Below are 24,209 nucleotides of genomic sequence, written 5' to 3'. Positions count from 1 at the left end.
CGCCGAAAACAGATCAAAAAACCAACGGCTAGCTATCTATGCGCCAGGTTGGCGAGCATTGTTCCGACTCCCCTGGGGCGAAATGATTCCCCAAACGATGTCGGACAAGTCTCTACCTAATTCAAAATGGACCAACGAACGCTGATCCCCGTAGCGCGCGATTATCTAGTAGGCGGCGTTACAACGCATCAGGCGAAACAAAGTATTTATCGACAAAATGCCCTGTTTTCAGCCCGATACGCGGTTTTTTTCATTTTCAGGTGTGTAACAGGAAGGTTACCGGGCCATCATTGACCAGATGAACCTTCATGTCCGCCCCGAAACGTCCCGTCGCCACCTGACCATGCAACTGCTGCGCCTGTGCCACCACGTAGTCGAAAAGTTCTTCGGCCAGCGCCGGCGGCGCTGCCGTGGAGAAGCTCGGGCGTAGCCCGCTACGGGTATCGGCGGCCAGGGTGAACTGCGACACCAGCAGCAAACCGCCGCCGGTATCCGCCAGGGACAGGTTCATCTTGCCCTGGGGATCGCTGAACACCCGATAGTTAAGCAGCTTATGCAAGAGTTTGTCGGCGCTGGCCCGGGTGTCCCCGGGCTCGACGGCCAGCAGCACCAGCAAACCCTGGTCGATGGCACCCACCACCTGCCCCTCGACCTCGACCCGCGCGCCACTGACGCGCTGCAACAGGCCCCTCATGCTTCTTCGGGAGGCAGGTCGAGCAGGCGTCGCGCCATCTGGTTCGCGGCGCGCACCAGCGCATCGGTGATGCCCGGCTCCGAGGCGGCATGGCCAGCATCGCGAATCACCTGCAGTTCGCTGTTCGGCCAGGCCTGGTGCAGCGCCCAGGCGTTGTCCAGTGGGCAGATGGCATCGTAGCGGCCGTGCACGATCACGCCGGGCAGATGGGCGATCCGGTCCATGTCGCGGATCAGTTGATCGGGCTCCAGGAACGAATTGTTGGTGAAGTAATGGCACTCGATCCGCGCGATGGACAAGGCCCGCTGCGGCTCGGAGAAACGATCGACCACCAGCGGGTTCGGCCGCAGGGTCGCGGTACGTCCTTCCCACAGCGACCAGGCCTTGGCCGCGTGCATCTGGGCGATCTGGTCGTTGCCGGTCAGGCGCTTGTGGAAGGCGCCAAGCAGGTCTTCGCGCTCATCCGCCGGGATCGGCGCCACATAATCCTGCCAGTAGTCGGGGAACAGGCGGCTGGCGCCGTTCTGGTAGAGCCATTCGACATCCTGCGGACGTGCCAGGAAGATCCCCCGCAGGATCAGGCCATGGACCCGCTCGGGGTGGGTCTGCGCATAGGCCAGCGCCAGGGTCGAACCCCAGGAGCCGCCGAACAGCACCCATTTGTCGATACCCAGGTGCTCGCGAATCCGCTCCAGGTCCGCCACCAGATCCCAGGTGGTGTTGTTTTCCAGGCTGGCGTGGGGCGTCGAGCGACCGCAGCCACGCTGGTCGAAGGTCACGATCCGGTACAGGGTGGGGTCGAAGTAGCAGCGGCTCTGGGCATCACAGCCGGCACCCGGGCCACCGTGAATGAAAACCACCGGCAAGCCCTCGGGCGAGCCACTTTCGTCGACGTACAGCACATGCGGCTCATCCACGGCCAGATCGTGCCGGGCGTAGGGTTTGATCTGCGGGTACAAAGTCTGCATCACGCGCTCCGTAAGGGTCGGGGTCATCCCTGGGGGGACTTCTTTGATTGTGCCGTCCGGCATCATAAACCCGAATCACGCAAACGGCATGTCCTTGTCAAAAGCGCGGTTGTTTGCTGGCAACTAGCCGTTTGGTCAGTGTTCAAATCGGCTCGATGAGCGATTCAATAAGGAGCGTCAAACCGAGCGGCAGGAGCCGCTTTCCGTGGCTGCCCATAGCCAGAAAAGACAGGGAGTTCCCGATGAACCAGCACCGCTTGCCCGATCTGCTCGTCTACCCGGAAAAAGCCGTTATCGTCGCCGACAGCGAAATGTTTGTCCGCGGCCTACGTGAACTGGGGCTGGAAGCCAGTCTACTGGGCAGCCTGGAAAGGCTGCCGGCACAGAGCCTGGCATTTTCCTTTTCCCGCCAGGGCGCCCGGCAACTCTATCAGCGAGCGGCGCGCACCGCGCACAAACAGACCCTGCTGTGCCCACTGCATGCCTTCGATACCGGCCTGGAGAACGCGCTCTACAGCCTGATGCTGTTGCTGCGCTGCGATTTCGCCGACTGCCTCAGGCGCCAGCAGCACTACCTGACGCTGCTCAACGGCCTGCGCCGCCTGCACCTGACCAGCGCCAACAGCCGGGCCGAGGTCTGGCTCAACGGCAACTGCGCACCCTATGCCCTGACCCGCAACGAGATCGGCGAGAGCTTCGTGCTGTCGGTCACCGAGCTGTTCGAGGTGCACTATGCCCACATGCGGCCCGACTGCCCGGATATTTTCCAGGTCAGCGGCGTCCTGCATGTCAGCGGCCTGCTGCTGTCGCGCAGCAGCCGGGCACGGCCGTTGCCCGACGGCCTGGTGGACGACATGCGCCGGCTGGCGGCACAGGTCGCCCATCACGATGCCTGGTTGCGCATCGAATACAACCAGGTGCGCTCGTTCGTGGTCGCGGGGGAGGAATACCTCCAATTGCTGAGCCAGGCCGCCGGACACCGCGGGCTGTATCTGAGCGAGTTCGCCATCGGCGTGAACGACGCCATCGGGCCGAACATCAACTACCTGCGCAACTCACCGATAAACGAAGGCATCCTGGGCGTGCATGTCGCCCTGGGCGATGGGCTCAACGGCTATCACATCGACTTCCTCAGCCCCGGCATCGAGGTGCTTCCCGGCTGATGTCACGGTGGCCGGCCTGTCGGAGACGGCAGGAAGACTCCACTCAACGCCCGTAGCGCTCACGCCCCCAGGCCAGCAGCCCCTGCAGCAGTTCCTTGAGCACCACCCGCGTCGGCTCGGCCAGATCGCTGCGATAGTTGAACGGCTCGAACTCTTCCATGTAGTTGCACTGGCCCAGCTCCAGTTGCACGGCATGGATGTGCTCGGCCGGGTTGCCGTAGTGACGGGTGATGTGCCCGCCCTTGAAGCGTCCGTTCAGCACGTGGCTGTAGGCCGGATGCCCGGCACAGATCGCCTCCAGCCGTGCAGCCAGTCGGGCATCGCAACTGGCGCCATTGAAGGTGCCGAGGTTGAAATCCGGCAACTTGCCTTCGAACAGGTGCGGGATCACCGAACGGATCGAATGGGCGTCGAACAGCAGCGCATAGCCGAACTCGGCCTTGAGCCGCGCCAGCTCCTCCTGCAGGGTCCGGTGGTACGGCGTCCAGACCTGCTCCAGGTAACCTGCCCGCTCCTGCGCGCAGGGCTCGCGGCCGGCCTGGAACAGCGGCACGCCATCGAACAGCGTCGCCGGGTAAAGCCCGGTGGTGGCTCCGGCGTACAGCGGCTTGTCGTCGGACGGACGGTTGAGGTCGATGACAAAACGCGAGTACTCGGCGGCCAGGGTGCTGGCGCCCAGCTCCTCGGCAAAGTCATAGAGCCTGGGAATATGCCAGTCGGTGTCCGGCAGGCTGCGGGCCTCGGGAATCAGCCCGTCACGGACCGCCGGCGTCAGTTTCAGCCCGGCGTGGGGCATGCTGATCAGCAGCGGCACCCGGCCTTTCTTGAAGTTCAGGACGTTATCCACAAGCACTCTCCTAGATCACTACATCAATACCGTGGCGAACCACGCGTTTGCCCAGGTCGCCGCCCAGCCAGTAGGCCAGGTCCGCCGGCCGCTCGATCTGCCAGGCGACGAAGTCGGCGACCTTGCCGACCTCGAGGGACCCATGGCTATCGCCCATGCCCAGGGCCGTGGCGGCGTGCAGGGTGACACCGGCCAGGGCTTCCTCCGGGGTCATGCGGAACAGGGTGCAGGCCATGTTCAGCATCAGGCGCAGGGACAGGCCCGGCGAGGTCCCGGGGTTGAGGTCGGTGGCGATGGCGATCTTCACGCCGTGCCGACGCAGGGCCTCCATCGGCGGCAACTGGGTTTCACGCAGGAAATAGAAGGCACCGGGCAGCAACACCGCCACCGTGCCCGCCGCCGCCATGGCGATGGCGTCCTCCTCGGTCATGAACTCCAGGTGATCGGCGGACAACGCCTGGTAGCGCGCCGCCAGGCTCGAACCGTGCAGCGAGGACAACTGCTCGGCGTGCAGTTTCACCGGCAGACCCAGGCGCTGCGCGACCTGGAACACCCGCTCGACCTGGGCCGGGGAGAACGCCAGGTATTCGCAGAACGCGTCGACCGCGTCCACCAGCCCCTCGGCAGCCAGCGCCGGGAGCATGTCGTTGCAGATATGCTCGATGTAGTCGTCGGCGCGATCCTTGTATTCCGGCGGCAGCGCATGGGCCGCCAGGCAGGTGGTGCGCACGCTGACCGGCAGCTCCTCGCCGAGACGACGGGCGACCTTGAGCATCTTGCGTTCGTTTTCCAGGTCCAGGCCATAGCCGGACTTGATCTCGACGCTGGTCACGCCATCGCGCAGCAGGCAGCTCAGGCGCTGCCGGGCACTGGCGAACAGCTGCTCCTCGCTGGCCGCGCGGGTCGCCCGCACGGTGCTGGCGATACCGCCGCCAGCGGCGGCGATCTCGGCGTAGCTGACACCCTGCAGGCGCTGCTCGAACTCGCCGCTGCGGTTGCCGCCGAACACCGTGTGGGTGTGGCAGTCGATCAGCCCCGGTGTGACCCAGGCCCCAGCCAGGTCATGGACCTGTGGATAATCCGCCGCCGGCAGCTCGGCGCGTGGGCCGATCCAGTCGATCTTCGAGGCCACGGTCACGATGGCGGCATCCTCGATGATCGAGTAGGTGCCTTGCGCCATGCTTGCAACGTGACAGTTGTGCCAGAGCGTTTTCATCCGGGGCCTCCGTGGGCTATCGATGAGACAGGGAAGGATCTTGGGCGACCCGTGCCGCCTGGGCCACCGCCGGCTTGACCCAGATCAGGTACGCCAGCACCAGCAGGCCGAGCCACACCGCACCGACGATCAGCGCCGGCCGGCTGTCCGGGAACCAGCCCAGCACGCCGAAGATGAAGATCATGAAGGTGATGGCGGCAATCGGCGCATAGGGCCAGAACGGCACGGGGAACTTGAGCTGGGCGGCCTCTTCACGGCTCATCGAGCGGCGCATGGCAACCTGGGTGACCAGGATCATGAACCACACCCAGACGGTGGCGAAGGTGGCGATCGAGGCGATCAGCAGGAACACGTTTTCCGGGATCAGGTAGTTCAGCAGCACGCCACCGAGCAGCGCCGCGCCCATGACCACCACGGTCATCCACGGCACGCCGGCACGGGACAGCGTGGCAAAGGCCTTGGGCGCCTGCCCCTGCTGGGCCAGGCCGTACATCATGCGGCCGGCACCGAAGATATCGCTGTTGATCGCCGACACCGCCGCCGAGATCACCACGATATTGAGAATGGTCGCCGCCGAGCCGATCCCAAGGTTCTGGAAGATCTGCACGAACGGGCTGCCCTGGCTGCCGATCTGCGGCCAGGGGTAAATGGACATCAGCACCAGCAGGGTCAGCACGTAAAACAGCAGGATCCGCACCGGCACCGCGTTGATCGCCTTGGGGATGACCCGCTGCGGGTCGCGGGCCTCGCCGGCGGTGACGCCGATGATCTCGATGCCGCCAAAGGCGAACATCACCACCGCGAAGGAAGCGATGATGCCGGCCACGCCGTTGGGCATGAAGCCGCCATGGGCCCAGAGATTGCCGATACCGACCTCGGCAGACGGCGTGGCGGTACTGATGCCGAAGAACATGATGCCGAAGCCGCCGAGGATCATCGCGACGATCGCGCCGACCTTGAGCAGCGACAGCCAGAATTCCATTTCACCGAAGACCTTCACCGCGCACAGGTTCAGCGCGCCGATGAAGAACACGATACCCAGGACCCAGATCCAGCGATCGACCTCCGGGAACCAGAAACCCATGTAGATACCGAAGGCGGTGACGTCAGCCAGGCCGACGATGACCATCTCGAAGGCATAGGTCCAGCCGAGGATGAAGCCCGACATCGGGCCGACGTAGGTACTGGCGTACTGGCCGAAGGAACCGGACACCGGGTTGTGCACCGCCATCTCGCCGAGGGCGCGCATCACCATGAACACCGCGGCACCACCGATCAGGTAGGCCAGCAGCACGGCCGGGCCGGCCATCTGGATCGCCGAGGCGGAGCCATAGAACAGGCCCGTGCCGATGGCGGAACCCAGTGCCATGAAGCGAATGTGTCGGGCGGAAAGCCCGCGTTTCAAACCTTTTACTGGCTGTTGCATTACTCGTCCTTAATTATTCTTATCGGTACAGGTCGACAAGAATCAGACTTGGGGCGAAGGTCTTGCGGCCACCCGGCCGCAAAAAGGGGTCGCAGAGTACCCAACCCGACCCGCTCAGGCAAAAAGCATCTGCCCGGTGGTGCCGCGAATCTGTGGCAGCCGGCTCGCTTTTGTAGGAGCCGACTTGCTGGCGATCCGCCAAAGGCCGTCATTCACCACCCTTCACGGCCAAGCTCGCCCCACAGGGCCGCCGCTCAAACAGGCCGCTGCCCCCAGTCCATTCCTGTGTAACGCTCGGCGCTTACAGGCTCGGCAGCAACTTCGCCGGCACCAGCGCGGTCAGGCAGCGCGACGCCAACAGTTCGGTGGCGGCCTCGATGTCCGGGGCGAAGAAACGGTCCTTGTCGTAGTAGGCGACCTTTTCCCGCAGGGTCGCGCGCGCGGTTTCCAGGGGCGGCGAGGTTTTCAGGCCATTGCGCAGGTCCAGGCCCTGGCAGGCGGCCAGCCACTCGACGGCGAGAATTCCGCGGGTGTTTTCAGCCATTTCCCACAAACGCTTGCCGGCAGCCGGTGCCATGGACACATGGTCCTCCTGGTTCGCCGAGGTCGGCAGGCTGTCGACGCTGTGCGGATGGGCCAAGGCCTTGTTGTCGCTGGCCAGCGCCGCGGCGGTCACCTGGGCGATCATGAAGCCGGAGTTGACGCCACCGTTGGCCACCAGGAACGGCGGCAACTGCGACATGTGCTTGTCCATCATCAACGAGATGCGGCGCTCGCTCAGCGAACCGATCTCGGCAATCGCCAGGGCCATGTTGTCGGCGGCCATGGCCACCGGCTCGGCGTGGAAGTTGCCACCGGAGATCACATCCCCCTGGGCAGCGAACACCAGCGGGTTGTCGGAAACGGCGTTGGCCTCGACCACCAGCACCTCGGCCGCCTGGCGGAACTGGGTCAGGCAGGCGCCCATGACTTGCGGCTGACAGCGCAGGGAGTAAGGGTCCTGGACCTTCTCGCAGTTCTGGTGCGAATCGGACACTTCGCTGCGCTCGCCGAGCAGGTGGCGATAGCTCGCCGCGGCGTCGATCTGGCCGCGCTGGCCACGCGCTTCATGGATACGCGCATCGAACGGCGAACGCGAGCCCAGCACCGCCTCGACGGTCAGGCCACCGGCAACCAGCGCACCGGCGAACAGGTCCTCGCCTTCGAACAGGCCACGCAGGGCGAACGCGGTGGACACCTGGGTGCCGTTGAGCAGCGCCAGGCCCTCCTTCGCCGCCAGGGTCAGCGGTTGCAGGCCGGCCTGCTTCAGCGCGGCCGGCGCGTCCAGCCACTGGCCCTGGTAGCGGGCCTTGCCCTCGCCGAGCAGCACCAGCGACATGTGCGCCAGTGGCGCCAGGTCACCGGAGGCGCCGACGGAGCCCTTGAGCGGAATGTGCGGGTAGACCTCGGCATTGATCAAGGCGATCAGCGCATCGATCACCTGCCGGCGAATGCCGGAGAAACCGCGGCTCAGGCTGTTGACCTTGAGCACCATGATCAGCCGCACCAGGTCATCGCTGATCGGCTCGCCGACACCGGCGGCATGGGACAGCACCAGCGAACGCTGGAGGTTCTCCAGATCGGCGCTGGCGATGCGGGTCGACGCCAGCAGGCCAAAGCCGGTATTGATGCCGTAGGCGGTACGGTTCTCGGCCAGAATCTGCTCGACGCAGGCGACGCTGGCGTCGATCTGCGCGTCAGCGCTGGCGTCCAGGCTCAGTTGCACCGGCTGTTGGTACACGGCACGCAGTTGCGCCAGGGTCAATTGGCCGGGAATAAGGTTCAACGCAGTCACATTCATGCTCCTTTTGAGAGTGTTATCAACTGCCAGTCGCTCCGGAAGCTTCCGTTATCCGTCGCTGTCCGCTTTTTGGGCGGATGGCGCCTTGGCACGCTGGCTATCTTTGTTTGAATCAGTTCAGGTTCGGCAATCTTTCGGGCAAGAGCCGCGGGTCGCGCAGCAGCGCCGCCACGGTGGCGATATCCGGTGCCAGCCAGCGGTCCTGGTCATAGGCCGGCACGTGCTCGCGCAGCAGCCTCCAGGCGACGTCGGTACCGGCGCCGAAGCGCTGTTCCTTGAGAAATTCGAAGGCCTGGGCCGCCAGCAGGTACTCGATGGCGAGGATCTGCGTGCAGTTCTCCAGCACCTGGTGCAACTTCAGCGCAGCGTTGGTGCCCAGGCTCAGGTGGTCTTCCTGCAGGCCCGAGGTCACGTAGTTGTCGAGCACCGCCGGTTGCGCCAACTGACGGTTCTGCGCGCAGAGGGACGCGGCGACGTACTGCACGATCATCATCCCCGAATTGACGCCCGGCTGACTGACCAGGAATGCCGGCAGGCCGCTGACATGCGGGTTGATCAGGCGGTCGAGGCGCCGCTCGGCGATCGAGCCGATCTCCGCCATGGCGATCGCCAGCAGGTCCGCCGCCAGGGCGACCGACTGGCCATGGGGGTTGGCCTGGGACATCACCCGGAAATCGTCCGGCGTGCCCAGCAGCAGCGGGTTGTCGGTGCAGCCGTTGAGTTCGATCTCGACCTGCCGGGTGACGTGGGCCAGTTGGTCGCGGGCCGCGCCGTGCACCTGCGGGATCGAGCGGATGCTCAGGGCGTCCTGGGTGCGGATGCCCTTGCTCGCAGCGATCACTTCGCTGCCGTCGAGCAGGCCACGCAAATTGCTGCCGACCTGTTGCATGCCCGGGTGCGGCTTGAGCGCGATGATCTCGGCGTCGAACGCGGCGATCTGGCCGCGCTGGGCCTCGAAACTCATCGCCGCGGTGACGTCGGCCCATTGCGCCAGGCGGTTCGCGTCAGCCAGGGCCAGGCAGCTCAGGCCGGTCATGCACGGCGTGCCGTTGACCAGGCACAGCCCGTCCTTGGCACCCAGTTGCACCGGTTGCAGCCCCTCTTCGGCCAGGGCCTGCGCGGCAGGCACGATCCGGCCGCGATAGCTGACCTGGCCGACCCCGAGCAGGGCCACGCCGACATGGGCCATGTGGGTCAGGTAACCGACAGAACCCTGGGACGGCACCTGCGGGGTGATGCCGCGGTTGAGCAGCGCCAGCAGCGCCTCGACCACCTGGCGATGCAGGCCGGACCTGCCGTGGCTGTAGTTGATGATCGCCGCGCAAATGATCGCCCGGGTCTGTTCGTCGGCCAGTGCCGGGCCGACGCCGCAGGCGTGGCTGAGCAGGGTATTGCGCGACAGCTGGCTCAGTTGCTCGCCGGACAGCGAAACGTTGGACAGCGCCCCCAGGCCGGTGTTGATGCCATAGGCGCGCTCGCCGCTGACGACGATGCGCTGGACGATCGCCTGGGCGTTGTCGATCCGCGCCCAGGTCTGCGGGGTCAGTTCCAGCAGCGCGCCGTGACGGGCGACCGCAACCACATCCTGCCAGCGCAATGGCGCATCGGCGATAACGATTTTCTCGACCTGGGACATATCCGACCTCATCACACCGTCGCCGCCCGTCGCTGGACGAAGCGGTCCACATACTCGTCCGCCGGCGAATGCAGAATTTCCCGCGGCGTACCGACCTGGATCAGCCGGCCATCCTTGAGAATCGCGATCCGGTTACCGATGCGTACCGCCTCGTCGAGGTCATGGGTGATGAACACGATGGTCTTGTGCAGGGTCTTCTGCAGTTCGAGCAACTGGTCCTGCATCTCGGCGCGGATCAGCGGGTCGAGGGCACTGAAGGCCTCGTCCATCAGGATGATGTCGGTGTCCGCCGCCAGGGCCCGGGCCAGGCCGACGCGCTGGCGCATGCCGCCCGACAGCTGGTGCGGGTACTTGTTCTCGTAGCCCTTGAGGCCCACGGTATTGATCCAGTGCAGCGAACGCTCGACACACAGTTGCTTGCTCTCGCCGCGAACCTTGAGGCCATAGGCGACGTTATCCAGCACGGTCTTGTGCGGCAGCAGGCCGAAGCTCTGGAACACCATGCTGATCTTGTGCCGACGGAATTCGCGCAGGGCGTCCATGTCGTGCTGCAGGATGTCCACGCCATCGACCAGGATCGCCCCGCTGGTGGGATCGATCAGGCGGTTGAAGTGGCGCACCAGGGTCGACTTGCCGGAACCCGACAGGCCCATGATCACGAAGATCTCGCCGGTGCCGATGCTCAGCGACAGGTCGTTGACCCCGACCACGCAGCCGGTCTCGGCCAGCACCTGGTCCTTGGTCTTGCCCTGGCGGATCAGGTTCAGCGCATCACCGGCGCGCGAACCGAAGATCTTGAAGACGTTCTTGACTTCGATCTTGCTGACGATGGAATCAGTCATTTGCTCACCTCGTGGCGCGGACGACCGTAGGCCTGGGTAATGCGGTCGATGACCACGGCGAGAATCACGATGGCCAGGCCGGCTTCCAGGCCACGCCCGACGTTGAGGGTCTGGATGCCCACCAGCACGTCTTCGCCCAGGCCACGGGCACCGATCATCGAGGCGATCACCACCATCGACAGGGCCATCATGGTGGTCTGGTTGATCCCGGCCATGATGCTCGGCAGGGCCAGCGGCAGTTGCACGCCGAACAGTTGCTGCCAGCGGTTGGCACCGAAGGCGTTGATCGCCTCCATCACCTCGCCGTCCACCTGGCGGATACCCAGGTCGGTCAGGCGGATCAACGGCGGCGCGGCGTAGATCACCGTGGCGAAGATCGCCGGAACCTTGCCCAGGCCGAACAGCATCAGCACCGGGATCAGGTACACGAAGCTGGGCATGGTCTGCATGATGTCCAGCAGTGGCATCAGCACCGAGCGCAGGCGGTCACTGCGCGCCGACAGGATGCCCAGCGGAATCCCGATCAGCACCGAGATCAGCGTCGCCACCAGCATCAGCGCCAGGGTCTGCATCAGCTTGTCCCACAGACCGACCGCCCCCACCAGGAACAGCAGGCCGACGATCACCGCGGTGCTGACCAGCTTGCGGGTGGCATGCCAGGCGATACCGCCGACGATGGCCAGCATCAGCCACCATGGCACCAGGCGCAGCAGGCTCTCGAGGTTGACGATGGCCCACAGCAGGGTGTCGGAAATGTGGCGGAACACATCACCGTAGTTGGTCACCAGCGAATCGACCCAACCGTTGACCCAGTCGGCGATGGAAAACGTGAAATTCTCGGGAAACATTGGAAACTCTCGATCAAGTGGATGTAGCGTCCCGGTCAGCCTCTCGGTTGACCGGGAGGAATCGACCTACAGAGCCGCGTTGATTTTCTTGGCAGCGTCAGCGCTGACCCAAGCCTGCCAGACCTCAGGGTGTTCCTTGAGGAAGATTTTCGCCAGCTTCGGCGACTCGATCCGCTCCTTGCTCATGCGCCCCAGGTTCTGGTTCAGCAGGTCGATCGGCAGGTTGGCCTTCTCCAGCACGGCCACCAGTTCAGGTGCCTCGTCGTGGAAGGTCTTGGACAGACCGACCTTGATGCTCACACTCTTGTCGACGCCCGGCTTCTCGTCCAGCTTGATCAGATCGACCTGGCCCATCAGCGGCGTCGGCGACCAGTAGTAGAACAGGATCGGCTCGCCACGCTTGTAGCTCGACAGCACCGCGGCATCCAGAGCCGGCCCGGTCCCTGGACGGAAGTTGGTGTAGGCGTTTTCCAGGCCGTAGCTCTTGAGCATCTCGCTGTTGTCCAGCTCGCAGGTCCAGCCGGCCGGGCAGTTGTAGAAACGGCCCTTGCTCGGTTCTTCCGGGTCCTTGAACACCGAGGCGTATTGCGCCAGGTCGGCGATGTTCTTCAGGTTCGGCGCCTTGGCCTGGAGCTTGCGCTTGGCATCACCCTCGACCACATAGCGCGGCACGTACCAACCTTCGATGGCCCCGACCACCGGCGCGCCGACGCCGACGACCTTGCCGGCCTTCTCGGCCTTGTTCCAGACCTCGCTGCGGCCCACCCACTCTTCGGCGAAGACCTGGATATCGTTGGTGCTCAGCGCGTTCTCCATGGTGATGGAGTTGCCCGGCAGGCTGTCGGTCTTGCAGTCGTAGCCTTTTTCCAGGACGAACTGCAGGACGTCGGTCAGCAACATGCCGCTTTCCCAGTTGAGGCCCGCGAACTTCACCGGCTTGCCGGACTCGCACCAGCCGGCGGCCTGGCTGGCGCCGGCAGCGGTCAACAGGCCGAGGGACAACGCCGTGGTCAGCAGGGTCTTTTTCATTTTCATTATGTGACGCTCCTAATCATGAATGGGTTAACGGCAGTCAAGAGGCATCCGGCCCGGGTTGGCCCAAGGGGCCCTGTCCACGTCTTGCTCAGGCTCGGGATTCAGGCCACCGACGACGGCTGGACCCGGCCACTGGCCTGGGGTGCTGCGACCTCGCCCTGCTCTGGCGGCAGGATCAAGCGATCAGGAACCGCGCCGTGCCACTTCTTCGCGGCGTAGTAGTACAGCGCTGCCGGAACCACCAGGCCGATGATCCAGGAGATATCGGTATCGCCCAGACTCGCCACCAGGGGACCGGTGTAGAAATGCGTGGAGATGAACGGCATCTGGATCAGCACGCCGAACACATAGATGCTGATGCCCATGATGTTCCAGCGCCCGTAACGGCCGTTGGGATCGGACAGCGCGGGAATGTCGTAGCGTTCCTTGGTGATGCAGTAGAAGTCCACCAGGTTGATCGCGCTCCAGGGCGTGAAGAACGCCAGCAGGAACAGGATGAACGCGGAGAATTCCTTGAGGAACGAGTCCTTGCCGAGCAGCGCCAGGGCCGCCGCGAGGCTGACCATGACAAAGATGTACAGCAGGCGCACGCCGCTGCCGATGTGCCGGTTGCCACGGAAACCGCTGATGATGGTGGCGATCGACATGAAGCTGCCGTAGGCATTGAGCGTGGTGACGGTGACCTTGCCAAAGGCCACGGCGAAGTACAGCGCCGCGGCGATCACGCCGGTGCCGCCAAGGCTGACAATGAATGAGACCTCGTGGTGAGCGAACTGCGAACCGGCCAGGGCCGCCGCGAACACCCCGAAGACCATCGACGCCTGCGAGCCGATCACCGACCCCAGGCCCACGGCCCAGAAGGTTTTCGACGCTGAAGTGCTGCGCGGCAGGTAGCGCGAGTAGTCCGCCACGTAGGGCCCGAAGGCGATCTGCCAGGACGCCGACAGCGACACCGCCAGCAGGAAGCTCGCCAGGGAGAAATGCTTGTTGGCCAGCAACGCGGAAACATCGTTGCCCGCCAGCAGTCTGTAGAACAGGTAGATGAAGGCGATCACCCCCAGCACGCTGGCGACCCGGCCGATGCCGTGGATCACCCGGTAGCCGAAGATGGTGAAGACCAGGATCGAGGCGGCGAACAGCACGATGCCGACCCAGTCCTCGACGTGCAGCAGTTGCGCCACCGCCTGCCCGGCCAGCAGCGAGCCGCTGGCCGAGAAGCCGATGTACATCAGGCACACCAGCACCAGCGGGATCACCGCGCCGTAGACGCCGAACTGCACGCGGCTGGAAATCATCTGCGGCAGGCCCAGTTGCGGCCCTTGCGCGGCATGCAGCGCCATCACCCCGCCGCCGAGCAGTTGCCCCAGCAGCAGGCCGACCAGCGACCAGTAGACGTCGCCGCCGAGCACCACCGCCAGCGCGCCGGTGACGATCGCGGTGATCTGCAGGTTGGCCCCCAACCACAGGGTGAACTGACTGAGTAGACGACCGTGTCTTTCCGCTTCCGGGATGTAGTCGATCGAACGCCTTTCGATCAACGGTTTGTTGCTTGCACGATCATTCGATACAGCCATTTATCGTTCAACCTCTGTGGATTGTCTTCCGGTGCTCACGCAATGCCTGCAAAACACGGCCTCCTGTGGGAGCCGGCGCCCAAGGGCAACGCCGGCTCCCCTCCAGGCGCCTTATTTGCCGGTGATCATCGGCAGGTTCAGCCCCTGCTCCTTCGCGCAGTCGATGGCGATCTGGTAACCGGCATCGGCATGACGCATGACCCCGGTGGCCGGGTCGTTGTGCAGGACGCGGGCGATACGCGCGGCCGCCTCGTCGGTACCGTCGCAGACGATGACCATGCCCGAGTGCTGCGAGAAGCCCATGCCGACGCCGCCGCCGTGGTGCAGGGAGACCCAGGTCGCGCCGCTGGCGGTGTTGAGCAGGGCGTTGAGCAAAGGCCAGTCGGAGACGGCATCGGAACCGTCCTGCATCGACTCGGTTTCACGGTTGGGGCTGGACACCGAGCCGGAGTCCAGGTGGTCGCGACCGATGACGATCGGCGCCGACAGCTCGCCGCTGCGCACCATCTCGTTGAACGCCAGGCCGAGCTTGGCGCGCAGGCCCAGGCCGACCCAGCAGATCCGCGCTGGCAGGCCCTGGAAGCTGATGCGCTCGCGCGCCATGTCCAGCCAGTTGTGCAGATGGGCGTCGTCCGGGATCAGTTCCTTGACCTTGGCGTCGGTCTTGTAGATGTCCTGCGGGTCACCCGACAGCGCCGCCCAGCGGAACGGACCGATGCCGCGGCAGAACAGCGGACGGATGTAGGCCGGAACGAAACCAGGGAAGTCGAAGGCGTTCTCGACGCCTTCTTCCTGGGCCATCTGACGAATGTTGTTGCCGTAGTCGAAGGTCGGGATGCCCTGCTTCTGGAATGCCAGCATCGCCTTGACGTGCACCGCCATCGACTGCTTGGCGGCCTTCACCACGGCGGCCGGTTCGGTCAGCGCGCGGGCGCGGTACTCTTCCCAGGTCCAGCCGGCCGGCAGGTAGCCGTTGAGCGGGTCGTGGGCGCTGGTCTGGTCGGTGACCATGTCCGGGCGCACGCCGCGACGGACCAGTTCCGGCAGGATTTCGGCGGCGTTGCCGCACAGGGCGATGGAGATCGCCTTGCCTTCGGCGGTGTACTTGGCGATACGGGCCAGGGCGTCATCGAGGTCCTTGGCCTGCTCGTCGACGTAGCGGGTCTTGAGGCGGAAGTCGATGCTGGTCTGCTGGCATTCGATGTTCAGCGAGCAGGCACCGGCCAGGGTCGCGGCCAGCGGCTGCGCGCCGCCCATGCCGCCCAGGCCGGCGGTCAGCACCCAGCGGCCCTTGAGGTTGTTGTCGTAGTGCTGGCGACCGGCTTCGACGAAGGTTTCATAGGTGCCCTGGACGATGCCCTGGCTACCGATGTAGATCCAGCTGCCGGCGGTCATCTGGCCGTACATGGCCAGGCCCTTGGCGTCCAGTTCGTTGAAGTGTTCCCAGGTGGCCCAGTGCGGCACCAGGTTGGAGTTGGCGATCAGTACGCGCGGGGCGTTGCTGTGGGTCTTGAACACGCCGACCGGCTTGCCGGACTGCACCAGCAGGGTTTCGTCGTCATTGAGGTTGGTCAGGCTCTCGACGATCTTGTCGTAGCACTCCCAGTTGCGCGCGGCGCGCCCGATACCACCGTAAACCACCAGTTCCTTGGGGTTCTCGGCCACCTGCGGGTCGAGGTTGTTCATCAGCATCCGCAGCGGCGCTTCGGTCAGCCAGCTCTTGGCGGTCAGCTTGTTGCCACGGGCGGCACGGATTTCGACGTCACGGCGCTTGGTAAAGGTGGCGGTAGGTTTCTGGGTATTCTCAGTCACGAAAAAACTCCTCTGCGATCGTCCGAACCCGCCCAGGCAGTGGGCAAGCGAGCCTGTGCCGGATACCCCGTCACAAGCGAAAAATGAGTGGGTGCGTAATGCCTCCCTGACGACTCATACGCACACATATTTACTTGTACATACAAGCATATGCAATCAAGCGGCCAACTCGGAATGCGAGCCCTGAAGAATTTTTCAGAGTAGTCGCCAAGTGCCGTGGGACGTGGCCTGGAGCGAAAAATGAATTTGTAGGATTAGGCGAAGTTGTAGGTAGGAAGCTGTTACCGGAAGAGGCTTTTGCGCCACGTTGGGGCGTTCGGTAACAAAATGGTGCGAGAGGGAGTACCCGAAATCGACGGGGGCACGCACACCCTGTGGAGACCGGTTTTATCCGCGAAAAGGCTCTCAAGCCCTGCGCCGCTTGCGCGGACGCTTTCGCGGATAAATCCCACGGGAATCGGGGGATGACCTCAAAATAGAGTGGGATTTAGCGGAATCAGGCAGGCATCAGCTCGATCACACAGCAACGGCCGGTCACCGCCACTTCCTGCAGCCCGACGCTGCCATCCAGCCGCAGGCAGTCATGCCGGCCGAGTACTTCATAACCCGTGTCGGCCAGGCCGACATGCAACTGGTCGCTGACGCTGAAGATCAGCAGCACCGCCGCCGAAGTGAAGAAACGCTTGGGCTGCACGGCATCGAGCCATTGCAGCCGGGCACTGTAGCGCTCCGGCGCGTAGATCAGGTTGAAATCGCGGATCGGTCCGTCGAGCAAGGTACAACTGACCTGGCTCGCGCCGCTGAAGGCGAACGGGTCCAGCGGCAGCAACGCGCGGGTGCGTTGGCCGTCGACCTGCAGAGTCATGCCCGCGCCCTGCAGCACGGTGATGATCCGCTCATAGCCGGCAAAACTGGAAAAACCGCCCGACTCGCCGATATCGGCAATCGACAGGCGCCAGCCGAACCCTTCCAGGCCCTCGCCCTCGTCGCGGGTGATCTCTTCGGTGCTGCCACCGCCGTTTTTCCAGGGCATGCGCGGGTAGTCCGCCGCACGCAAGACTTTCAGTGAACTCATTTGGTAAAGCGTCCTTCCAGACGATGACGGGAACCGGGGTGAATCAACCGGGCGGCGGTCACCGGCTGGCGACCGGACCAGGTCCGCCGGCGGATCATCAGGCACGGCTCGCCAGGCTCGATCTGCAACAGCTCGCACTCGGTGGCATCGGCGAGAATCGCCTCGACCACATGCTCGCCCTCGGTCAGCGGTGCGACCTGGGACAGGTAGGCGTAGGGCGTCTGCAGGGTGAAATCCTGCTTGAGGTAGTCCGGCGCCACCTGCGCGTTGACGAAACGGTCCTCGATCTGCACCGGGATGTCATTCTCGAAATGCACGATCAGCGAGTGGAAGACCTTCTGCCCCTCGCGCATGTCCAGGGCCACGGCACGCTCGGAGCCGGCGGTCTCCTCGCCGAGGGTGATGATCTTGCAGGTGTGGCGATGACCGCGCGAGGCGATCTCGTCGGCGATGTTATGCACCTCGAACAGCGCCGACTGGGTCTTGGGCTCGGCGACGAAGGTGCCGACCCCCTGCATGCGCACCAGCAAACCTTCGGCGGTCATTTCCCGCAGGGCGCGGTTGATGGTCATGCGGCTGTAGCCCAGTTGCTCCACCAGCTCGCTCTCGGACGGCACGCGGTAATGCGGCGGCCAGTTTCCGCTGTCGATCTGCTGGGTGATCATCTGTTTGACGCGGGCATATAACGGCGCCGGACTTTCGCCCATTTGGGCAGCCAGCGGGTTGTTGGCAGGCGGAGTCGGCACAGTAAATCCTTGTTCGGTTCCAGGGGTGGCTGTAGGTCATGTCACAGGCGTCTGCAGGACAGGATACCAGCTTGCCGGAGTTTACCGGGCAGGCAAACGTCTGTATATGTATATACAAATAACACACGATGGGGTGCTGAACCATGTCCGCCTTCTTTGCCGAACGCGCGCTGCTGCCTAGTGGATGGGCCAAAAACGTACGCCTTGAGGTCGACGCCCAGGGCGTGCTGGCCCGGGTCGAGGCCGATTCCGATGCACAGGGTGCCGAACGGCTGGGCGGCCCGCTGCTGCCGGGCATGCCGAACCTGCACTCCCACGCCTTCCAGCGGGCGATGGCCGGGCTGGCGGAAGTCGCCGGCAACCCGAACGACAGTTTCTGGACCTGGCGCGACCTGATGTACCGCCTGGTGGGCAGGATCAGTCCCGAGCAGATGGGCATCATCGCTCGCCAGCTCTACATCGAGATGCTCAAGGCCGGCTACACCTCGGTGGCCGAGTTCCACTACGTGCACCATGATACCCAGGGCCAGCCCTACGCCGACCCGGCCGAACTGGCCCTGCGCATCAGCCAGGCCGCCACCGACGCCGGCATCGGCCTGACCCTGCTGCCCGTGCTCTACAGCCACTCCGGTTTTGGCGGCCAGGCACCCAGCGACGGTCAGCGACGCTTTATCAACAGTACCGAGAATTACCTGAAGTTGCAGGCACGTTTGCAGCCGTTGCTGGCAAGACAGCCGGCCCAGGCCCTGGGCCTGTGCTTCCACTCGCTCAGGGCGGTGACTCCGCAACAGATCAGCGAAGTGCTGGCCGCCAGCGACCGGCACTGCCCGGTGCACATCCACATCGCCGAGCAGCAGAAGGAAGTCGACGACTGCCTGGCCTGGAGCGGCAAGCGCCCGTTGCAGTGGCTCTACGACCATCTCGAGGTGGACTCGCGCTGGTGCCTGGTGCATGCCACCCATGCCGATGCCGAGGAAGTCAGCCGCATGGCCCGCAGCCGGGCGATTGCCGGCCTGTGCCTGACCACAGAGGCCAACCTCGGCGACGGGATTTTCCCGGCCGTGGACTTCCTCGCCCAGGGCGGTCGCCTGGGCATTGGTTCCGACAGCCATGTGTCACTGAGCGTGGTTGAGGAACTGCGCTGGCTGGAATATGGCCAGCGCCTGCGCGACCAGCGGCGCAACCGCCTGTACCGGGCCGATCAGCCGATGGTCGGGCGCACGTTGTTCGACGCGGCCCTGGAAGGCGGTGCCCAGGCGCTCGGGCAAGCCATTGGCGGCCTGGAAGTGGGCAAGCGCGCCGACTGGCTGGTGCTCGACGGCAACGACCCGTACCTGGCGACCGCCGAGGACGACGGCATTCTCAATCGCTGGCTGTTCGCCGGCGGCGATCGTCAGGTGCGTGACGTGATGGTCAACGGCCAGTGGGCGGTACGCGGTGGCCGGCATGCGGCAGAAGAGGAAAGCGCGCGAGCCTTCGCCCAGGTGTTGCGTGAACTGCTGAACTGAAAACGCGAAGCGTCACGGGTTGCGTTCCCACGCGGAGCGTGGGAACGAGCGAGCAGCGGCCCGTAAACTCAGTGGGACATCTTCGAGTCGGGCGTACGCCAGATCAGTCGGGTGGTGTCATACCCCTGCTGCCGCGCCCGGCTCAGCAGGTCCTCGCGGGTATCGGCGCTGATCTTGGTGCTGCGCGACAACAGCCACAGGTAGCGCCGGCTCGGGTCGCCGACAATCGCGGTGTGGTAGTCGTCGCTGACATAGAGAATCCAGTAGTTACCCTTCGCCACGCCCGGCAGCAGCGTGGTGAACCAGTTGTCGAAACGCACCCAGAGCTTGTCGGTCTGCCCTTCGACCTGCGGTGTCGCGGTGCCCTTGGCCTCTTCCCAGGTCCACTGCTCGGTCAGGCAGCGATTGAACACCGCCATCCTGCCGTCGGGCATCAGGCTGTAGCGGGCCTCGGACTGGGCACAGTTGCGCTGGAAGTACATCGGCATCCGCGCCAGCTCGTACCAGGTGCCCTGGTAACGCTTGAGGTCGACGTGACCTGCGGTCTTGGGCGCCAGATCGTCACCGGACGTAGCGCAACCGGCCAGCAACAAGCCAGCCAAAAGAGTAACCACTAAACGCAACATTTCTTCTTCTCCCGAGGGCTTGTGCCCCGGTTTACTTCAGGCCTTGCCCGGAAAACATCAGGACTTTGTCACCGGCGTACTGCACGCTGATAAAGCTGTTCTTGTCACCCCAGGTGCAACTGGACATGCCCAGCGCGCCGGAACAATCGGACGGCGAACCGAGCAATGCCTCGACTTCGGCCTTGGGCATGCCCGTGGACAACTTCGAGTAGTTTGCCTGGTTGACCTTGCTGCAGGCGGCCAGCAGCACGCAGAACGACAACAGAGCGAGAGAGCGCAACGACATGGGGAGAAACTCCTGGGGACGGAAAGGTCGGCACGGGGGCCTACCGCAAGCTTAGAAGAGAAAACCGCCATCTGGTTCCCGAACCTACGACCTTTTCTTACAGGGCTTTCCTTTGCAGATCAGCAGTTTTGCGGGCGGAACTGGCGTTTCGTCGGCTTTACCGTCAAGAAACTAATCTTTAACGAGACGATGCCGAGAGATAGAGGCGCGACGCCATTAAACGTGGCAAATTGTCGCCCTTCGTTGACCCGCCTTTTGCAGACAGCCATTTCATGACCAGAAACCTCAAATTCAGCCACAAGATTCTCCTGGCTGCGGCCCTCGTGGTCGCCGTGGCGTTCGCCTGCTTCATCCTGTTCAACGACTATCGGCAGCGCCAGGCGCTGTACAACAGCACCCAGGCGTCGATGCAGGAACTGGGCAGCCTGACCACCAGCAACATCCAGACCTGGCTGGAAAGCCGTATCCAGCTGCTGCAGTCGCTGTCCCAGCAGATCGCCGTGGACGGCAGCTCCGCCGACAGCCTCAAGCGTGCGGTCGGCCTGCCCGCCTATACCGGCAACTTCCAGTTGAGCTACTTCGGCAGCCAGGAAGGCGTGATGTTCTCGGTGCCGGCCGGCAACCGCCCCGCCGACTACGACCCACGGGCCCGCGGCTGGTACAAGGCTGCCAACGCCGCCCAGCAGACCATCGTCACCGAGCCCTACATCGCCGCCTCGACCGGCAAGCTGGTGATCACCATCGCCACGCCGGTGCAGCATGAGGGCAAGTTCATCGGTGTGAGCGGTGCCGACATCGACCTGGGCAGTGTCAGTGCAATCATCAACTCGCTGAATTTCGGCGGCCACGGCCATGCCTTCATCGTCAGCGCCGACGGCAAGATCCTGATCCACCCGGACAGCAAGCTGATTCTCAAGAACCTCGCCGAAGCCTATCCGGACGACACACCGAAGATCAGCCCCGGCCTGAAGGAAGTGACGGTGGGTGGCAAGACCCAGTTCATCTCCTTCACCCACGTCAACGGCGTGCCCTCGGCCGACTGGTACGTGGCGCTGGTGCTGGACCAGGACACCGCGTTCTCGATGCTCAGCGAGTTCCGCACCTCGGCCATCGTCGCCATGGTGATTGCCGTGGTGATCATCATCGCCCTGCTGGGCATGCTGATCCGTGTGCTGATGCAGCCGCTGCACCTGATGGGCCGGGCGATGCACGACATCGCCGAGGGTGAAGGCGACCTGACCAAGCGCCTGACCATTCACGGCCACGATGAGTTCGGCACCCTGGGCATGTCGTTCAACCGTTTCGTGGAGCGCATCCACACCTCGATCCGTGAAGTGGCCTCGGCCACCGGTCAGGTCAACGAGGTCGCCCTGCGCGTGGTCAGTGCCTCCAACTCGTCGATGTTCAACTCCGACCAGCAGGCCAACCGCACCAGCAGCGTGGCGGCAGCGATCAACCAGCTCGGCGCCGCGGCCCAGGAAATCGCCCAGAACGCCGCCCTCGCCTCGCAGCATTCGAGCGAGGCACGCAACCTCGCCGAGGACGGTCAGCAGGTGGTGGACAAGACTATCGGCGCGATGCAGCAGTTGTCGGCGCAGATCAGCGACTCCTGCGGCAACATCGAGACGTTGAACAGCAATACGGTGAACATCGGGCAGATCCTCGACGTGATCACCAGCATTTCCCAGCAGACCAACCTGCTCGCGCTCAACGCCGCCATCGAGGCGGCCCGGGCTGGCGAGGCCGGTCGCGGCTTTGCCGTGGTCGCCGACGAGGTGCGCAACCTCGCCCACCGCACCCAGGACTCGGCGCAGCAGGTGCAGAAGATGATCGAGGAGCTGCAGGTCGGCGCCCGCGCGGCGGTCACTCTCATGACCGACAGCCAACGTCAGAGCGAAAACAGCGTCGGTATCGCCAACCAGGCCGGCGAACGGCTGGGCAGCGTGACCCAGCGGATCGGCGAGATCGACGGCATGAACCAGTCGGTGGCGACCGCGACCGAGGAGCAGACTGCGGTGGTGGAGTCGATCAACGTCGATATCACCGAGATCAACACCCTGAACCAGGAAGGGGTGGAGAACCTGCAGGCGACCCTGCGGGCCTGTGCCGACCTGGAACAGCAGGCGGCACGCCTGAAGCACCTGGTGGGCAGTTTCCGGATCTGACGACCGCGCCGGCGCCTTCGCGGGCAAGCCCTGCTCCTACAAGCGCCGTACACATGGCTTGTGTACGGCACAAACCTGTAGGAGCGTGGCTTGCCCGCGAAAGCAATCCGGCAACCGAAACCTCGTCACCTGACACACCGCTATCGCCACCAAGCCGGCGCCCACAAGGGCAGCACGCGCAGATACTAGAAGCGTGAGCCGGGCTCACGCAGAAACGCCACTTCCTCGGCCGTGGATTCCCGCCCCAGAATGGCGTTGCGATGGGGAAAGCGCCCGAACCGGGCAATGATCCGCTGATGCCGCTCGGCATAATCCAGCTGACTGGCAAACACCGACCGCTGATCCTCCGGCTGCTCGCGCAGCAACGCCGCAAACCGCGACACCGCCTCGTTCTGTGCCGCCGGATGCTCGCAATGCTCGAACACCAGGTAGATGAAGGAACGCTGTATCGCCGGCAATTGCCGGTCGAAGTCGGCGGCAATCCCCTGCGCCACCAGCGCCTGGGCGCGAGCATCACCGGAAAAGGCCGCAGGGGAATCGCGGAAGATCATCCGCGGCAGTTGATCGAGCAGCAGTACCACGGCCAGCCAACCCTGCGGACATTGCGTCCACTCGGTCAAACCGCCGGCCAGGGCCTGCTCGACCCAGGGCCCGAAACGCTCGCGCGCCTCGCGGTCCTGGCTGTCACGCTTGCCGAACCACAACCGACCCTTGTCAGCCTCGATCTCACTGGGCAGCCCGGCTGAACCGAACCACCATTGGAGCAGAGGCTGCCAGGGCGCGGACATGGGTTTATTCCTTGTGGTAGCCGGTGATCCGTTCCACTTCTTCCTTCGAACCGAGGAACACCGCGACACGCTGGTGCAGGCCGTCAGGCTGGATGTCGAGGATGCGCTGGTGGCCGTCGGTGGACGCGCCGCCCGCCTGCTCGATCAGGAACGACATCGGGTTGGCTTCGTACATCAGACGCAGTTTGCCCGGCTTGGACGGCTCGCGGCTGTCGCGTGGGTACATGAACAGGCCGCCACGGGTCAGGATGCGGTGCACGTCGGCCACCATCGCGGCCACCCAGCGCATGTTGTAGTTCTTTTTCAGCGGACCGGTCTCGCCGGCCAGCAGCTCTTCGACGTAACGCTGCACCGGGGCTTCCCAGTGGCGCTGGTTGGACATGTTGATCGCGAATTCCTGGGTGGAAGCCGGGATGGTGATGTCCTCGTGGGTCAGCACGAAGCTGCCCATCTCACGGTCCAGGGTGAAGCCCTTGACTCCATTGCCCAGGGTCAGGATCAGCATGGTCTGCGGGCCATAGATCGCGTAGCCGGCGGCGACCTGCTGGGTACCCGGCTGCAGGAAGGCCTTTTCGTTCAGGGCTTCGTTCTGGCTCAGGTATTCGTTCGGGCAGCGCAGTACCGAGAAGATGGTGCCGACCGGGGCATTGATGTCGATGTTCGACGAGCCGTCCAGCGGGTCGAACACCAGCAGGTAGGCGCCTTTCGGGTACTTGCCGGGGATCTGGTAGGCATTGTCCATCTCCTCGGACGCCATGCCGGCCAGGTGGCCGCCCCACTCGTTGGCTTCGAGCAGGATTTCGTTGGACAGGACGTCGAGCTTCTTCTGCACCTCGCCCTGCACGTTCTCGGTGCCCATGCTGCCCAGGACGCCACCCAGCGCGCCCTTGGAGACGGCGTGGCTGATTTCCTTACAGGCGCGCGCAACCACCTCGATCAGGAAACGCAGATCGGCAGGCGTGTTGTTGCTGCGGGTCTGCTCAATCAAAAAGCGACTCAGGGTAACGCGGGACATGGATGACTCCGGAGAAAGGGGGGGCTTGAAAACCCGCGCAGTTTAACGCGAGTTGCGCTGCAAATCCTCCTGCTCAGACAGGGATGACGCATAGAGAGT

The 24,209-nt window shown here is 64.3% G+C and carries 21 protein-coding genes and 1 pseudogene; 4 read left to right on the top strand and 18 right to left on the bottom strand.

The window, feature by feature from the left end:
* Positions 1 to 256: 256 nt before the first annotated feature.
* Entirely contained in the window at positions 257 to 694 is a 438-nt protein-coding gene (gene dtd, locus PF66_RS05255) for a D-aminoacyl-tRNA deacylase (RefSeq protein WP_054060879.1), read from the bottom strand.
* Complete coding sequence (gene pip, locus PF66_RS05250) at positions 691 to 1,662, bottom strand: prolyl aminopeptidase (protein ID WP_054060880.1); 972 nt, start codon at positions 1,660 to 1,662, stop codon at positions 691 to 693. The genes dtd and pip overlap by 4 nt, the downstream gene beginning before the upstream one ends.
* A 242-nt stretch (positions 1,663 to 1,904) precedes the next feature.
* On the opposite strand from pip, the gene PF66_RS05245 reads away from it, so the two are divergent.
* Entirely contained in the window at positions 1,905 to 2,825 is a 921-nt protein-coding gene (locus tag PF66_RS05245) for a hypothetical protein (protein ID WP_054062065.1), read from the top strand.
* 43 nt (positions 2,826 to 2,868) lie between these two features.
* Here PF66_RS05245 and hutG read toward each other — a convergent pair whose 3' ends face one another.
* The 12 genes from hutG to hutC form a co-directional block, all read right to left on the bottom strand.
* Entirely contained in the window at positions 2,869 to 3,672 is an 804-nt protein-coding gene (gene hutG, locus PF66_RS05240; RefSeq protein ID WP_054060882.1) for an N-formylglutamate deformylase, read from the bottom strand.
* Between the two features lie 10 nt (positions 3,673 to 3,682).
* A complete protein-coding gene (gene hutI / locus PF66_RS05235; RefSeq protein ID WP_054060883.1) occupies positions 3,683 to 4,888 on the bottom strand; it encodes an imidazolonepropionase in 1,206 nt (401 codons plus the stop codon).
* A gap of 16 nt (positions 4,889 to 4,904) precedes the next feature.
* On the bottom strand, positions 4,905 to 6,314 hold the full coding sequence (locus PF66_RS05230) for an amino acid permease (protein ID WP_054060884.1): 1,410 nt from the start codon (positions 6,312 to 6,314) through the stop codon (positions 4,905 to 4,907).
* 301 nt (positions 6,315 to 6,615) lie between these two features.
* Entirely contained in the window at positions 6,616 to 8,154 is a 1,539-nt protein-coding gene (gene hutH / locus PF66_RS05225) for a histidine ammonia-lyase (RefSeq protein WP_152972969.1), read from the bottom strand.
* Between the two features lie 112 nt (positions 8,155 to 8,266).
* Positions 8,267 to 9,790 carry an HAL/PAL/TAL family ammonia-lyase gene (locus PF66_RS05220; RefSeq protein WP_054057910.1) on the bottom strand — a complete coding sequence of 508 codons (1,524 nt, stop codon included), beginning with the start codon at positions 9,788 to 9,790 and terminating at the stop codon, positions 8,267 to 8,269.
* An 11-nt stretch (positions 9,791 to 9,801) separates the two neighbouring features.
* Positions 9,802 to 10,632 (bottom strand): quaternary amine ABC transporter ATP-binding protein, encoded by an 831-nt coding sequence (locus PF66_RS05215; protein ID WP_054057911.1) that lies wholly within the window; start codon positions 10,630 to 10,632, stop codon positions 9,802 to 9,804.
* A complete protein-coding gene (locus PF66_RS05210; protein ID WP_054057912.1) occupies positions 10,629 to 11,480 on the bottom strand; it encodes an ABC transporter permease in 852 nt (283 codons plus the stop codon). The genes PF66_RS05215 and PF66_RS05210 overlap by 4 nt, the downstream gene beginning before the upstream one ends.
* 66 nt (positions 11,481 to 11,546) lie before the next feature.
* Positions 11,547 to 12,515: an ABC transporter substrate-binding protein gene (locus PF66_RS05205; protein WP_054057913.1), complete on the bottom strand. Its 969-nt coding sequence runs from the start codon at positions 12,513 to 12,515 to the stop codon at positions 11,547 to 11,549.
* A 101-nt stretch (positions 12,516 to 12,616) separates the two neighbouring features.
* A complete protein-coding gene (locus tag PF66_RS05200) occupies positions 12,617 to 14,089 on the bottom strand; it encodes a purine-cytosine permease family protein (RefSeq protein WP_054057914.1) in 1,473 nt (490 codons plus the stop codon).
* A 111-nt stretch (positions 14,090 to 14,200) separates the two neighbouring features.
* Positions 14,201 to 15,901 carry a urocanate hydratase gene (hutU, locus tag PF66_RS05195; RefSeq protein ID WP_054057915.1) on the bottom strand — a complete coding sequence of 567 codons (1,701 nt, stop codon included), beginning with the start codon at positions 15,899 to 15,901 and terminating at the stop codon, positions 14,201 to 14,203.
* Positions 15,902 to 16,397: 496 nt separating this feature from the next.
* Positions 16,398 to 16,976 carry a HutD/Ves family protein gene (locus PF66_RS05190; RefSeq protein WP_054057916.1) on the bottom strand — a complete coding sequence of 193 codons (579 nt, stop codon included), beginning with the start codon at positions 16,974 to 16,976 and terminating at the stop codon, positions 16,398 to 16,400.
* Positions 16,973 to 17,683 (bottom strand): histidine utilization repressor, encoded by a 711-nt coding sequence (gene hutC / locus PF66_RS05185; protein WP_192842689.1) that lies wholly within the window; start codon positions 17,681 to 17,683, stop codon positions 16,973 to 16,975. Before hutC ends, PF66_RS05190 begins: the two co-directional genes overlap by 4 nt.
* A 182-nt stretch (positions 17,684 to 17,865) precedes the next feature.
* Here hutC and PF66_RS05180 point away from each other — a divergent pair, with 182 nt between their 5' ends.
* Complete coding sequence (locus tag PF66_RS05180; RefSeq protein WP_054062064.1) at positions 17,866 to 19,230, top strand: formimidoylglutamate deiminase; 1,365 nt, start codon at positions 17,866 to 17,868, stop codon at positions 19,228 to 19,230.
* A gap of 68 nt (positions 19,231 to 19,298) precedes the next feature.
* Here the strand turns inward: PF66_RS05180 and PF66_RS05175 are convergent, their stop codons facing one another.
* Positions 19,299 to 19,856, bottom strand: coding sequence for a lipocalin family protein (locus PF66_RS05175; RefSeq protein WP_054057919.1), 558 nt, complete (start codon positions 19,854 to 19,856; stop codon positions 19,299 to 19,301).
* Between the two features lie 31 nt (positions 19,857 to 19,887).
* On the bottom strand, positions 19,888 to 20,142 hold the full coding sequence (locus PF66_RS05170) for a hypothetical protein (RefSeq protein ID WP_017903223.1): 255 nt from the start codon (positions 20,140 to 20,142) through the stop codon (positions 19,888 to 19,890).
* A 272-nt stretch (positions 20,143 to 20,414) separates the two neighbouring features.
* Between PF66_RS05170 and PF66_RS33785 the strand changes: the two are divergent.
* Positions 20,415 to 21,449, top strand: a pseudogene (locus PF66_RS33785) (HAMP domain-containing protein); the annotation flags it as partial.
* Positions 21,429 to 22,307, top strand: coding sequence for a methyl-accepting chemotaxis protein (locus PF66_RS33780; protein WP_416773398.1), 879 nt, complete (start codon positions 21,429 to 21,431; stop codon positions 22,305 to 22,307). The pseudogene PF66_RS33785 and the gene PF66_RS33780, both read left to right, overlap by 21 nt.
* 185 nt (positions 22,308 to 22,492) lie before the next feature.
* Here the strand turns inward: PF66_RS33780 and PF66_RS05160 are convergent, their stop codons facing one another.
* On the bottom strand, positions 22,493 to 23,095 hold the full coding sequence (locus PF66_RS05160; protein WP_054057921.1) for a DUF924 family protein: 603 nt from the start codon (positions 23,093 to 23,095) through the stop codon (positions 22,493 to 22,495).
* A 4-nt stretch (positions 23,096 to 23,099) separates the two neighbouring features.
* Positions 23,100 to 24,110, bottom strand: a complete 1,011-nt coding sequence (locus tag PF66_RS05155; protein ID WP_054057922.1) for a class 1 fructose-bisphosphatase — start codon at positions 24,108 to 24,110, stop codon at positions 23,100 to 23,102.
* Between the last annotated feature and the right edge of the window lie 99 nt (positions 24,111 to 24,209).

The sequence above is a fragment of the Pseudomonas asplenii genome (genome assembly GCF_001293465.1).
Classification (GTDB): domain Bacteria; phylum Pseudomonadota; class Gammaproteobacteria; order Pseudomonadales; family Pseudomonadaceae; genus Aquipseudomonas; species Aquipseudomonas fuscovaginae_B.
Note: the sequence above shows the minus strand (reverse complement) of the source record. Positions and strands in the feature narration are given on the sequence as shown.